This is a genomic window from Pseudomonas sp. MYb185, from assembly GCF_002979975.1.
Lineage (GTDB): Bacteria > Pseudomonadota > Gammaproteobacteria > Pseudomonadales > Pseudomonadaceae > Halopseudomonas.
Genome location: NZ_PCQD01000021.1, coordinates 1 through 12,947 on the forward strand (window position 1 = coordinate 1; position 12,947 = coordinate 12,947).

Sequence of the window (12,947 nt, forward strand, 5' to 3'; positions counted from 1 at the left end):
GCTGCGGCAAAACACCTTCCTGCCTTTATATGGCACTGCAATATGGCAAAGTGCACGGCATCGATACGATCCTCCCCAAAAAGTCATCAGCGAGTCCGCCTGCTCTCCGCATGGCATGCCAGTAAGCGTCGAGAGCCGGCAAAGCGGGACGTACATTCCTTGTAAAACATTTGGCGGGCGAACCGGTAAGCGTGCCGTTGATCTTTCCTGAATGCTGTGTACCATTCTCGCCAAATTGATAAGCGTTATCAATATCATCAATACTAATAATCAATTGGACAGCTTGGCTGTGGAAAGGTAGCCAGGCATCAGGAAAGGAGCAGTACATGTCGCGGAACCACTCTGCCCGCACAGCCCCTCGGGCCGTTGCCGGTACACTGGCCTTGTTGGCCACCAGCATCGCAATGGCCAACCAGGATTCAGTCCGACTGGCAGACACCGTCGTTACCGCCTCTGGTTTCGAGCAGAAGATCACCGATGCGCCAGCCAGTATCAGTGTGATCAGTCAGGAAGATCTGCAGCAGAAGCGCTACGGCAATCTGGCTCAGGCATTGGAAGATGTTGAAGGGATTGATGTCCGGCAAGGCACCGGCAAGACCGGCGGCCTGAACATCAGCATTCGCGGCATGCCCAGCCAATACACGCTGATCCTGATTGACGGTCGTCGCCAGAACGCTGCGGGTAATGTCACGCCCAACGGATTTGGCGAAACCTCTACCAGCTTCATGCCGCCGATGTCTGCCATCGAGCGCATCGAAGTAATCCGTGGTCCGATGTCCACGCTGTATGGCTCCGATGCCATGGGTGGTGTCGTCAACATCATTACCAAGAAAGTTGCCAGCGAGTGGGCTGGCTCGGTCAGCCTGGATCATACCTTCCAGGAAAATCGCGATTATGGCGATGCCAGCAAGGCCAGCCTGTATGCCAGTGGCCCGCTGGTCGAGGGGCTGCTCGGCCTCGCTGTTCGAGGCAGCCTTCAGGATCGAGGGGCTTCCGATCTGAGTTTTGACAATGACAGCACCGTCAGCAAACGTGGCGCAGCCCCAGTGGAGGGACGCAACAACACCTTGGGTGCGCGCTTGACCCTGACCCCCCATGAAAATCATGATTTTGCCCTGGATTTCGAGCGCGGGCGTCAGGTTTACGATAACGATGATTGCCAACTTGGTAATTTGGATGGAAAGGCAACCGGTAGCGCGACTGGTGGTTGCGCGGCCGATGCGCCAACGGCGCATGGTTACAAGGACGAGCTACGCTTCGAGCGCGAACAGATTGCTCTCACCCACACAGCCAGACTGGGTTTCGGCACGCTGGACAGCAGTCTGATGCATAACACTACCGAAACCCTTGGCCGTACCATTCCCGGCAGCAGCGCCGGAGGAGACCTCGGCACTCCCCTGCCAGCCGCTCCCTGGGCGGTGGTTGGCGATGACCGGACACTGGAAACCACCAACCTTGTTCTGGACAGCAAGCTGGTATCCGCTGTTGGCGATGCTCATATTCTCACTATTGGTGGTCAGTGGTGGAAGGCGGAAATGACCGACGACATCGCCAGCACCGACTTCAAGCAAACCTCCTGGGCCCTGTTCAGCGAAGATGAATGGCGCCTGCGCGATGATCTCGCCCTGACCCTCGGTGTGCGCTATGACGACCATGAAAGCTTTGGTGGTAATGTCAGCCCTCGCGCTTATCTGGTCTGGAATACGACCGATAGCTGGACGGTGAAAGGCGGCATCAGTCGCGGTTACAAGACCCCGGACCTTAACGACCTGCATGATGGTATCAACGGCATCACTGCTCAAGGGCGAGCTGTGACTGTCGGCAACCCCGACCTGGACCCGGAAACCAGTACCACGACCGAGTTCGGTGTCTATTATGATAATCTCGATGGCTTCAATGCCAATGCCACCCTGTTCCATAACAAGTTCAAGGACAAGATCGCTTCAGGTCCGCTGATCATCGACCACCCGTTGTGTCTTGACAACGAAACCACCAGTGGCGCCCCAAATCCTGGCTGCTCTCCTCTGATCAACGTTGATGAAGCGGTCACTAAAGGCCTTGAACTGGCAGGCGGATGGCAATTTGCGCCCGCATGGAAGTTGACTGCCAATTACACTTATACCGATAGCGAACAGAAAAGCGGCGTCGATAAGGGAGCCAGTTTCACCAATACGCCCAAGCATATGCTCAACGCTGCTGTGAACTGGCGCACCACAGACCGCCTGAATCTGTGGTTCAAGGGTGAGTATCGCGGCAAGCGTGATCGTTTCACCAACCTCTATCAGAACCTGAGCCAGGAAAATCAGGCGATCCAGAGTCAAGTGGGCGATCTCAAGGCTTACGAAGTGTTCCATCTGGGCGGCTCATTCCGTGCTTCGGAGAACGTGACACTCAACGCCACCATCTACAACCTGTTCGACAAGGATTTCCTCGACGGCGGTATTTACGAGTATGGAACTCCAACGGGTACTACGACCGGCTGGGCTTCACATTACACTCATAGCGCCCAATCGGTTACCGGCACTCTCGAAGAGGGTCGCCGCCTCTGGTTATCGGCTACCGTCGACTTCTAACACCGTCTGTTCTATGTTCGGAAACGCCCACTTCGGTGGGCGTTTCCGTTTCCGAGTTCCTGTGCTGCTCAAAAACCAGAAGTATTTCCCTTCCATTGCTCAAAGAGTATGGCTCTTTTGGTAAAGCATCTTTATACTCCTGCACGCCAACAATAATGATAACGATTCTGATTAGCGTGATGATCACACTGGAGTTTCCAAAAGAGCATAAAAGGAGCACCACCTGGATGTCGATCAACACCTCTCTCCCCTCTCATCTCATTGGCAGCATGGGGCTGCTGGTGAGTTGCATTGCATTGGCCAACGAGAATCCGGTGCAGTTGCCGGATGTCACAGTCGTTTCAGCCACCGGTTTCGAACAGAAGCTTACCGACGCCCCGGCCAGCATCAGCGTGATCAGTCGCGAGCAGTTGCAAAGCAAACCCTATGCGGGGCTGGCTGACGCGCTGCGTGACGTCGAAGGTGTCGACGTTGGTGCCGATCTGGACAAGAACGGCAACATCAGCATCACCATGCGCGGTCTGCCGAAGGATTACACCCTGGTGCTGATCGATGGCCGCCGGCAGAGCGATATCGGGGATATCGGGCCGAACAACTTCGGCAATAGCCAATTCATGTACATGCCGTCGATGGATGCCATCGAACGCATCGAGGTGATTCGCGGGCCGATGTCTACACTGTACGGCGCCGACGCCATGGGTGGGGTGATCAATATCATCACCCGCAAGGTGCAGGAGAATTGGGGAGGGTCCATCAGTCATGGCCTGACCATCCAGGAAAATTCGCAGTTCGGCGATGACAGGAAGACCGACCTGTTCGCCAGTGGCCCGCTGATCAAGGGCCTGCTTGGACTTGGGCTGCGGGCCAGCCTGTACGATCGCGATCAGAGCGATCCGGGCTACAGTGTCGGCACACTGGTCAACGGTGATGGCAGTCTGTTCGAGGACAGTGGCAGTTTTGGTGACAAGAAGATCGTTGCCGCCAAGAACTGGAATGCCGGCTTTACCCTGAACCTCACTCCGCTGGAAGACCATGACTTCCAGTTCGAATACGATATTGCCAAGCAGCGCTATGACAACACCGAAGGCCAGACCGGCACCCTCGACTCGGTAGAGAGCCTGTGGCGGGCCAGCCGCGGGATCATCCAGCCACGCGTCGGCTACTCTGAATACCAGCGCGTCGAGCGGGAACAGTTCGTACTCGCACACACTGGCCGCTGGAACTTCGGCACCTCCACCACCAGCCTGACCCGCAGCACCAGTAACAACCTGGGGCGCTCGCTGCCGCTGACCGTGCAGGAACGCAGCGACCTGCAAGATATCTGGGACCAGGCCGCCGCCGATCAGGGCGTGACTACACCGGTACTGACCGATGAGCTACGCGCCCAGTTGGGCAGCAGCTTCCTGCCGCGTGATCGCCGCGAGCTGGAGATTCGCAACACCATCTTCGATACCAAGCTGTCCAGCTCGATCGGCAATCACCACTTCACCATCGGCGGCCAGTATTTCTTCGCCGAGATGGAAGATGGCGTGTTCGGCATGGATGGTGCCGGCTTCCAGTCCGGCAAGACCCAGGACCACAAACAGTGGGCGCTGTTTGCCGAGGACAACTGGGATCTCACCGAGAAGCTGACCTTTACCTACGGTGCCCGTTACGACGATCACAACATATTTGGCTCAGAGGTCAGCCCGCGGGCCTATCTCACCTGGCGCACAACGGACAACTGGACGCTCAAGGGTGGTGTCAGTACCGGCTACAAGACTCCCAAGCCCAACCAGCTGTTCGCCGGCATCGTCGGCTTCGGTGGCCAGGGTGTCAGCCCCATGGCCGGCTCGCCCGACCTGAAGCCGGAAACCAGCACCAACTATGAAGTCGCGGCCTATTACGACAATCTGAGCAACTTCAACGCCAACGCGACGCTGTTCTTCAACGACTTCAAGGACAAGATCGCCACAGCCGATGCCATTCCCAACTGCTACAACGCCAGCGGCGTGAAATACCTGAGTTCCGGTTGCGTCGATGTCGGTCCCGGCTGGGCCGAGCTGGGCTACAACAGTTTCAGCCAGAGCACCAACGTGGATAAGGTCGAGACCAAGGGTATCGAGCTGGCCGCCCGCTGGGAGATCATTCCGACGCTCAGCCTGAGCGGCAACTACACCTACACCGACAGCGAGCAGAAAAGCGGTCGGCAGAAGGGCCTGCCGCTGGTCAACACACCCGAACATATGTTCAACAGCACACTTAGCTGGGATGTGTTGCCACGCCTGAATCTGTCGTTGATTGCCGAGGTGCGCGACGAGCGCTATCGCGGCACGGCCACCACCACAGGGCCGCAGCCGGTCACCCGCAAACTGTATTACAAATCCTATGACATCTATCACCTGGGGATGCGCTTCCAGGCGAGCAACGACCTGACCCTGCATGGTCGCATCAACAACCTGCTGGACAAGGACATGGCTGGCCGCAACTGCGAGCCAACCTATGACGATCTGGGCGATCATGACAGTTGGTCCTGCTCGAACGATTACAACGTAACGGAGAAGGCACGCAGTTTCTGGCTGTCGGCCAACTACCGTTTCTGATCAACCACCGTGGCCCGGGGCGACCCGGACCACACGGCCCAACAAGAGCAATAGGCAATGAAACACCTGGCTTTAGGCACCCTGCGGCAATGGCACTGGATCAGCTCGGCACTGTGTCTGGCGGGAATGCTGTTGTTCGCCGTTACCGGCATTACGCTGAACCACGCTGCCGATATCGAGGCGAAACCACGTGTGCGCAGCCTGGAACTGCAACTGCCGGATGAGCTGCTGGATCTACTGCCGGCAACGGCCGAGCAGGAGGTGCTTGCTGAGCCGTTGCACCTGTGGCTGCAGGATACCCTGGGAGTGCGTTTCGACGCACCGGCGGCGGAATGGTCCGACTCCGAGCTGTATATCGGCATGCCCAGGCCCGGAGGTGATGCCTGGCTGACGCTGGACCTGCAATCCGGTGACCTGTTCTTCGAGGCCACCGACCGGGGCTGGATTGCCTATGCCAATGACCTGCACAAGGGGCGCCACAGCGGTGCGGCCTGGAGCTGGTTCATGGATATCTTCGCGGGAGTCTGTGTGATCTTCACTTTGACCGGCCTGCTGTTGCTCACACGTCAGACCCGTGCCAGACCGGCCACCTGGCCGGTAACCGGCCTGGGGTTGCTGATTCCCCTGCTTATTGCCTTGTTATTGATCCACTAGAGAGAAAGCCCATGAAAAAATGGTTTCTATTGTCCCTGGCGACAGCGATCACCAGTGTGAGCGCCGCCGAAATGGAAGTGTCCGTCGAGGTGCCACGGTTGACTGTGGCGGAATACCACCGGCCCTATGTGGCCATCTGGATCGAGAATGCCGATGGTCACGTAGCCGACCTGTCGGTCTGGTACGACCTCAAGCTACGCGACCGTGAAGGCGAGAAATGGCTCAAGGACATGCGTCAGTGGTGGCGTCGCAGCGGGCGTTCGCTGGAGCTGCCGGTGGATGGCCTGTCCAGCGCCACCCGGCCGGTTGGCCAGCACACCCTGCGATTTGCCGATGACCACCCGGCCTTGGCCGCACTCGAGCCAGGCGACTATCAACTGCTGGTCGAAGCGGCCCGGGAAGTCGGCGGCCGCGAGTTGGTCAAATTGCCCTTCAGTTGGCCAGTGACCGAGCAGGTCAGCCACCAGGGCGGTGGTAAAACCGAACTGGGCAAGGTCAGCCTGAGCATTCGCCCCTGAACACATACGCAGTATGTGTTCCCCTTTCTTTAACTGACATTCATCCGATACTGGAGAACAACAACACCATGATCAAACAACTCACTCGCTGGACTGCCGTGGCCCTGGTCGTCACCCTCCCCTTGTCCGCCCAGGCCCACCGTGCCTGGATGCTGCCGTCAACCACCATCCTGTCGGGTGACAACGCCTGGATCAGTGTGGATGCGGCTATTTCCAATGACCTGTTCTACTTCGAACACCATCCGATGGTGCTTGAAGGCATCGGCAAGGCACCGGAACGACCGGCAGGCCAGAATGCCGCACCCGCCCGCCCGCGCGCCGCCAACCGCCTGCTGATTACCGCCCCGGATGGCAGTGAGGTGCCGGCGCAGAATGGCCATGTCGGCAAATACCGCAGCGTATTCGATGTGGAGCTCAGCCAGAAAGGCACCTACAAGCTAGCAGTGGCCGGTGAGCCGCGCTACTTCGCGCGTTACAAGGAGAACGGTGAAGATCGTCGCTGGATGGGCAATCTGGCCGATGTAGGCCAGGCCGTACCAGCCAACGCAGAGGATCTGCAGATCAGCCAGATGGAGTCACGTATGGAGGTATTCGTCACCTCCGGCGAGCCCACCGACAGCGTGTTCACTCCTACCGGCAAGGGTCTCGAACTGCGACCGGTTACCCATCCGAATGACCTGTTCGCCGAGGAAACCGCCGAATTCATCTTCCTGCTCGATGGCAAGCCGGCTGCCGGCGTCGAGGTCAATGTCATTCCCGGTGGCGTTCGCCATCGCGACAACCTCAACGACATCACGCTGACCACCGATGCCGAGGGCAAGGTAGCGATTACCTGGACTGAAGCCGGGTTCTGGTGGCTGGAAGCCAAGATCACCCAGGAGGATGGCCTCAAGGCCCCGCTGAATCAGCGGCGCGTCAGCTATACCGCCACGCTTGAAGTCATGGCTCCCTGATGGAGCTGGCGCTGCCCTGGTTGCATGACCCATTCGCCCTGCGCGGGTTGTGGGCGGCGTTGGCCATCGGCGGGTGGTTGCTGCTGTGCTGGTACTGCCTCGCACCGGTCTGGCGTCACCGGCGCCGCAGCTCCACTGCCAGGGCCGACTGGTTGATCGCCTACGCCAGCCAGTCCGGTGCTGCCCGACAAATTGCCGAGCAGCTCGCACTGGCGGCACGGCACGGCGGGCAGGCACCGGCCCTGCTACCACTCAACGAGCTGTCGCTGGATGAGCTGGGGCGCCCTACCCGCGCCCTGTTCGTCGTCAGCACCTACGGCGAGGGTGAAGCACCGGACAATGCCGCGCTGTTCTGGCGCAGAGTCAGGAACCAGCGCCCGGCGCTGCACCAACTGGAGTATGCCGTGCTGGCCTTGGGTGACAGCCAGTATGCCGACTACTGCGGCTTTGGCCGGCGTCTTGACCAATGGCTGAGTACGGCAGGGGCCCAGGCCGCGATACCGCGCACCGAGGTCGACCGGCTCGACCCCGACATGCTGCAACAGTGGCGTACCCGAGTCGATGGCCTGTTTGGCTTGCCCGAGGTGGATGCCAGTACCGCTGACACCTTCGAGCACTGGGTGCTGGCCGACCGGCAACAGCTCAATCCGAACAGCCCTGGCGCCCCGGCATGGATGATACGCCTGCTGCCAGCCGCCGCTATGCCACGATGGCAGGCGGGTGACTTGGCCCAGGTACGTATCGGACAACTGCTACGAACCTATTCCATCGCCAGCCTGCCCGAGGATGGCGCCCTGGAACTGATCGTACGCCAGGTCATCAATGACGATGGCAGCCTGGGTCAGGGCTCCGGCTGGTTGTGCCAGCATGCCGATCCTGGTGCCACGCTGGAGATCGCGTTGCGTAGCAATCCACAGTTTCATCTGACCGGACCCGACTGTCCGACCATCTTCATCGGCGCCGGCACCGGGCTGGCCGGCCTGCGGGCGCTGCTGAAACAGCGTCAGCGCCAAGGCCGTCGGGATAACTGGCTGATATTCGGCGAACGTTGCCGGCAACATGATCGTTGGCTGGCCGAGGAGATCGAGGGCTGGGCAGCGCAAGACCTGCTGACGCTTGATCTGTGTTTCTCCCGCACGGCGGAACACGCTGAATATGTGCAACACCGACTGGCCGCCAAGGCCGACCAGCTACGGCAATGGGTCGACCGGGGCGCCTGCATCCATGTCTGCGGCAGCCTGGCCGGCATGGGCAATGCCATTCACGGACTGTTGCAGGAGCTGCTGTCGGCCGAGCAGTGGCAGCAGTTGCAACGGCAGAATCGCTACCGTCGGGATCTGTATTGAATGATGACGGGAATTGCGGAACCATGCGCTTAACGAAGCGGTCAGAACAGCAGGCGGTCACGTTGTCAGGGCCGCCGCTTTCACTGAACAGGAGTACATGCATGGACATCATACGGATCATCGTCGCCATTCTACTGCCACCGCTGGGTGTCTTTCTGCAGGTCGGATTCGCGGGTGCCTTCTGGCTGAATATCCTGTTGACGCTGTTCGGCTATCTGCCGGGCATCATTCATGCCGTTTGGATCATTGCACGGCGCTGAGCTCTGTCCCACGGGCAGCGACTACCTGGTTCCTGCCTGCGTCCTTTGCCTCATAGAGTGCAGCATCGGCGGTCCGCATGAGACCGTCGATGATTTCCTCGGTGTTGCCCACCGGCTGCCCTGTCCAGCTCGCACAACCGATACTCACCGTCACCCTGCCCCAGACCGACCCGGCATGGGGAACGTGCAGGTCGTATATCGCCATACCCAATGAGTCCGCGGCCTGCCGTGCGGCCTCTGGCCCCATACCTGGCAGCAGCACCGCGAACTCCTCACCACCAAGCCGGGCGGCCATTTCCCCGGTACGTTTGAAGCGCAAGTTCACCAACCCGGCAAGCTTCATCAGGCAGGCGTCCCCTTCGGCATGTCCATAGAGGTCATTGAACGCCTTGAAGAAGTCCACATCCAGCATCAGCAGACTGATCGGATAGCCCATGCGCTGGGCGCGATGCAGCTCATCGGTCTGGTGTTGTTCAAAATGACGTCGATTGGCCAACCCGGTAAGCGGATCGGTACGGGACATCTCCAGCAGTTCCTGCCGGGCCTGCTCCAGGCCGATGACATGATCCCAATGTTGCAACAGGCTGAACAGCCATTGCCCAGCCCCTTGCAGCAGCTCCTTACGTTCCGCGGCAACATCCCGTGTGGTCCGCCCGCGAACGGCATAGCCGAAGCTGTGTTGCGGGCTGATGAAGTGGATCAACAGACTGCGGTCATCCAACTGCTCGATGGACCAGCCCGATTGCAGGGTGGGCGCCGGACGCTGCTCCAGGCGCTCAAGCCATTGGGGATCCTCTGCCAGCGTCCAATGCACTCGTAGTCTGTGGTTGTCCAGCAGCGCGCTGGCATCCAGATGCAGGTAATAGCCCAGCATCTTGAGGGTCTGGTGCATGGCCTGCGGATACTGTGCGTGGTGCAGATGCATCAATTTGAGACTGGAGCCGGAAATCAGCTTCAGATAGCCATTCAGGTAGGCCAGCTCCGAGGTGCGTTCTTCCACCCGTCGGTCCAGACTGTCGCGCTCACTGGCCAGTTGCTCGATGGCCAGTTCATGCTGTTCGGCATAATGGCGCATCCCCGCATGCAGGGTTTCGAAGCCGCGGGAAACCAGATCGATCTCGTCATGCCAATTGCGCGCTGCGCGCGATAACACCAACGGAGGCGCATGCTTCTGCGGCTTGAGTCGGCTGACATAGTCCGCGATCAGTTGTAACGGCCTGCCCACTTCCCGGTGCAGAGCCCGGAACAGAATGGTGAACACCAGCAGGGTGTACAGCGACAATTCGAAAACCCGATGCAGAATGGAGTCGATGATGCGCTGGACCAGACGATGGTGCTGAAAGAATATCTGCAGTTCGCCCAGCCGTTGGGCATGCTCGGTAGGTGACGGGATGACCAGGGTTGACTCGGGGTTGCCGTCATGCGGCCGCACATCGCCAGCCTGCATGTCCAGTCCGGTTTCCGAGTGCAGGCGCACCCCAGCCACCGTAGACAAGCCGGCGATGCGCTCCAGTTGCCCCTGTAACGCGCCGATCTCGATATCCCACAACGCCACCTGCAACAGAGGCACCTGGATCGAGGTCAGTTCATGCAGCAGTAACTCCTGTTGCTGCCGTTGCTCCCGGGTGATCAGGAAAACCTGGGCGATCGACGCCAACAGCATGGCGACCAATGCCAGCAGGGTAAGGCGCACCAGCAACCGCTGGCGAAACGAGCAGAATCGGGTGTGGCCGGTCATCGCTCGCTCTCCAGCCAACTGGCGAAGGAGAAGTCATAGTGGGCTCGGGCCGGGTTGCATACACGGCTGTGGGAGCAGAAATCGATGGTGGCGTTCTGCGCGCGCCTGTCCAGCAGTTGTCGGGCCAGGCGCTCATCCAGCAAGGCGAACATCACGTGCTCCTGTTCTACGCCGCCCGCTGTCTCGACGAAGTCCAGGCCATGATAATGATCGTGCAACAGGACCATCGCCCAGGCACCAGCCATGTGGTGCCCGCCGGACAAGGTACTCAGTTCACCCGAGAGCAACGCCTCCAGCGCCTGGGAGGTGGCATTGATACCGGAAAAGAACACTGCCCGATCCGTACCCTGAGGACTGTCGCGCAGCGCCTGCATGGCACCGAAGGCCAGCAGGTCGCTCCCGCTCCATACCAGTTGCGCCTGCGGGTAACGACGGAACAGGTGCCCTGCCTGTTCCACCGCCTTGTCGTACGACCAGTCGGCGTACACCAGCTGATGGAGCCTGACCTGGGGGAACTCCGCCAATGCCCGGTGCAGCCCCTGGTTGCGCCTGAGCGAGGTGTCGGTCGAGCGGTCCCCGGCCAATGCGATCAGGCCCGGCGTGGCACCGGCCGGCAGCCGAGCCAAGGCGTGCTCCATCAGCGCCCGGGCAGAAAGATAGCCGCCCTCCTGCGCCATGGGGGCCAGACTGCCGAGCCAATGGGTGAAGCGCCCTCGAGGATGCCCCACACGGGGCCTGTCACTGTCCGCGACGGTATTGAATGCCAGAAAGGTGGCGATGCCGGCCTCGTCAGCGAGTTCCAGCTGTGCCAGCAGAGTGCCTTTCTCGGCGACGATGATGAGATAGTCGGGGCGCCGCTGCGCCGGTCGCTCGACCACTTCCTGGGTCAGGCGGATCTGCGCCAGGTAATCACGCTCGGCGCTGAGCACTTCCAGTTCGATATCCAGACTGTCGGCGACGGCCTGCATGTTTCGGATGGCCATCATCCAGAACGGTTCGGTACTTTTGCCTGGGTTGATGAAGACCATGCTCAGGGCCAACGCGGGAGCCGGCATCAGCGCTGCGCAGCCCGCCATCAGCGCACAGAGTGACAGGCAAATCCGTTGCATGCTCGGGCTGAAAAGTCGCACGAAAAAAGCTCCCTGGGAGTGGAGGCGGAATGATACCACATGGCCAGGATTTATTGACGCTACAGCATGAGACCGTCAGATAACCGTCTATACGACGAAAGCTTACTGGCAGGGGTGAATGACGCTGCGGTTGCGCCCTTCGTTCTTCGCCCGGTACAGGCAGACATCGGCTTTATGCAGCCAGCCGAGATTATCGTCGCCCTCCTCCAGCAATGCGCCTCCAATGGATACCGTCACCGGCCCACTGCTACTACGCAGCTGGGCTTCTATCGCCGTGCCGATATTATTGGCTGCGGTTTCCAGTCCGGATTGATCGACGTTGGGCAGCAGCAGGACGAACTCTTCCCCACCCAGCCTGAACAGACGGTCCGAGCGGCGGCTGTTGGCGAGTGCTATACGGGTGAACTCGATGAGCACGCGACCGCCCTCGGCATGCCCGAACTGGTCGTTGACCTGCTTGAAGTGATCCAGATCCATGATCAATAACCCACAGCCAGTGCCATGGCGCTTGAAGTCAGCCAGGGCTATGTCGATTTCCCTGTCCAGGATTCGCCTGTTGCCGATCCCGGTCAACGGATCGACCGCCGCCAGCCCAGCCAGCCGCCGACGCTGCTGACCGGTACGCCAGGCAAAGATGAAGGCGAAGAAACTGCAGACCAGCACGGTCACGGCAAATGAACTCATCTGCTGGTTGGTTGTGAAGACCTCGCCAGCATGCAACATGCCGTAGCCACAGAGGGCCGCCAATGCGGTCAAGGTCGCAAGGACGCTGTGCATCGGGGGAACGACGAAGAAATTGAACAGAATGAGGCAGTAGAACCAGAACAGCCCGTTGGTGCCCAGCAGAATGGCCACCAGGACGGCTGCGCAGGAGTAGGATGAGGCCAGCAGCAGGCCGGCCTGCCGGGTCTTGCTGTAACACCAGGAAATCAGTACCGCGAACAGGGTAATCAGCAGCAGGATGAAATCAATTACCGCTACCAGTACATCGCCCCGCAGCAGCCGAAAGATGGCGTAAGGGCTCAGGCTGAGAAAACAACAGAATCCGACTGTGGTGATGATCGCCAGGTCGAAGTCGTTCTTCAGCCGTGTCCGGATATTCAGCATGCAGCTCCACGATGGCTTGTTATTGTCTGGCGCCAAGCTACAGAGATATATGGCATAGCAACGGCACTATGCCATAAATGCAAATC

Annotated in this window: 11 protein-coding genes; 8 read left to right on the plus strand and 3 right to left on the minus strand. The window is 59.7% G+C overall.

Annotated elements, in window-relative coordinates; all coding sequences use genetic code 11:
* The 8 genes from CQ007_RS19105 to CQ007_RS18275 all read left to right on the plus strand — a co-directional run.
* The coding region (locus CQ007_RS19105) for a hypothetical protein (protein WP_218278918.1) at positions 1-211 on the plus strand (211 nt) is incomplete at its 5' end.
* Between the two features lie 193 nt (positions 212-404).
* Positions 405-2,573: a TonB-dependent receptor domain-containing protein gene (locus CQ007_RS18245; RefSeq protein WP_256582336.1), complete on the plus strand. Its 2,169-nt coding sequence runs from the start codon at positions 405-407 to the stop codon at positions 2,571-2,573.
* Between the two features lie 227 nt (positions 2,574-2,800).
* Positions 2,801-5,155, plus strand: a complete 2,355-nt coding sequence (locus CQ007_RS18250; RefSeq protein WP_105647273.1) for a TonB-dependent receptor domain-containing protein — start codon at positions 2,801-2,803, stop codon at positions 5,153-5,155.
* A 57-nt stretch (positions 5,156-5,212) separates the two neighbouring features.
* Positions 5,213-5,809, plus strand: a complete 597-nt coding sequence (locus CQ007_RS18255; RefSeq protein WP_105647274.1) for a PepSY-associated TM helix domain-containing protein — start codon at positions 5,213-5,215, stop codon at positions 5,807-5,809.
* Between the two features lie 11 nt (positions 5,810-5,820).
* Positions 5,821-6,327, plus strand: a complete 507-nt coding sequence (locus CQ007_RS18260) for a DUF2271 domain-containing protein (RefSeq protein WP_105647275.1) — start codon at positions 5,821-5,823, stop codon at positions 6,325-6,327.
* Between the two features lie 71 nt (positions 6,328-6,398).
* A complete protein-coding gene (locus tag CQ007_RS18265) occupies positions 6,399-7,280 on the plus strand; it encodes a DUF4198 domain-containing protein (protein ID WP_105647300.1) in 882 nt (293 codons plus the stop codon).
* Positions 7,280-8,626: a sulfite reductase subunit alpha gene (locus CQ007_RS18270; RefSeq protein WP_105647276.1), complete on the plus strand. Its 1,347-nt coding sequence runs from the start codon at positions 7,280-7,282 to the stop codon at positions 8,624-8,626. The genes CQ007_RS18265 and CQ007_RS18270 overlap by 1 nt, the downstream gene beginning before the upstream one ends.
* A 101-nt stretch (positions 8,627-8,727) precedes the next feature.
* The gene (locus CQ007_RS18275; protein ID WP_105647277.1) at positions 8,728-8,886 is read left to right on the plus strand and encodes a YqaE/Pmp3 family membrane protein; all 159 of its coding nucleotides are present in this window, start codon (positions 8,728-8,730) and stop codon (positions 8,884-8,886) included.
* Here the strand turns inward: CQ007_RS18275 and CQ007_RS18280 are convergent.
* The 3 genes from CQ007_RS18280 to CQ007_RS18290 all read right to left on the minus strand — a co-directional run bounded on the left by CQ007_RS18280 (position 8,870) and on the right by CQ007_RS18290 (position 12,861).
* Positions 8,870-10,624: a GGDEF domain-containing protein gene (locus CQ007_RS18280; protein ID WP_105647278.1), complete on the minus strand. Its 1,755-nt coding sequence runs from the start codon at positions 10,622-10,624 to the stop codon at positions 8,870-8,872. The two genes, CQ007_RS18275 and CQ007_RS18280, sit on opposite strands and share 17 nt — an antisense overlap.
* Positions 10,621-11,754: an ABC transporter substrate-binding protein gene (locus CQ007_RS18285; protein ID WP_146114608.1), complete on the minus strand. Its 1,134-nt coding sequence runs from the start codon at positions 11,752-11,754 to the stop codon at positions 10,621-10,623. Before CQ007_RS18285 ends, CQ007_RS18280 begins: the two co-directional genes overlap by 4 nt.
* Positions 11,755-11,856: 102 nt before the next feature.
* Complete coding sequence (locus CQ007_RS18290) at positions 11,857-12,861, minus strand: GGDEF domain-containing protein (RefSeq protein ID WP_105647280.1); 1,005 nt, start codon at positions 12,859-12,861, stop codon at positions 11,857-11,859.
* Between the last annotated feature and the right edge of the window lie 86 nt (positions 12,862-12,947).

Coding starts and splice junctions, on each gene's coding strand:
- CQ007_RS18245 (WP_256582336.1), top strand. CDS start 405: ATGGCCAACCAGGATTCAGTCCGACTGGCAGACACCGTCGTTACCGCC.
- CQ007_RS18250 (WP_105647273.1), top strand. CDS start 2,801: ATGTCGATCAACACCTCTCTCCCCTCTCATCTCATTGGCAGCATGGGG.
- CQ007_RS18255 (WP_105647274.1), top strand. CDS start 5,213: ATGAAACACCTGGCTTTAGGCACCCTGCGGCAATGGCACTGGATCAGC.
- CQ007_RS18260 (WP_105647275.1), top strand. CDS start 5,821: ATGAAAAAATGGTTTCTATTGTCCCTGGCGACAGCGATCACCAGTGTG.
- CQ007_RS18270 (WP_105647276.1), top strand. CDS start 7,280: ATGGAGCTGGCGCTGCCCTGGTTGCATGACCCATTCGCCCTGCGCGGG.
- CQ007_RS18275 (WP_105647277.1), top strand. CDS start 8,728: ATGGACATCATACGGATCATCGTCGCCATTCTACTGCCACCGCTGGGT.
- CQ007_RS18280 (WP_105647278.1), bottom strand. CDS start 10,624: ATGACCGGCCACACCCGATTCTGCTCGTTTCGCCAGCGGTTGCTGGTG.
- CQ007_RS18290 (WP_105647280.1), bottom strand. CDS start 12,861: ATGCTGAATATCCGGACACGGCTGAAGAACGACTTCGACCTGGCGATC.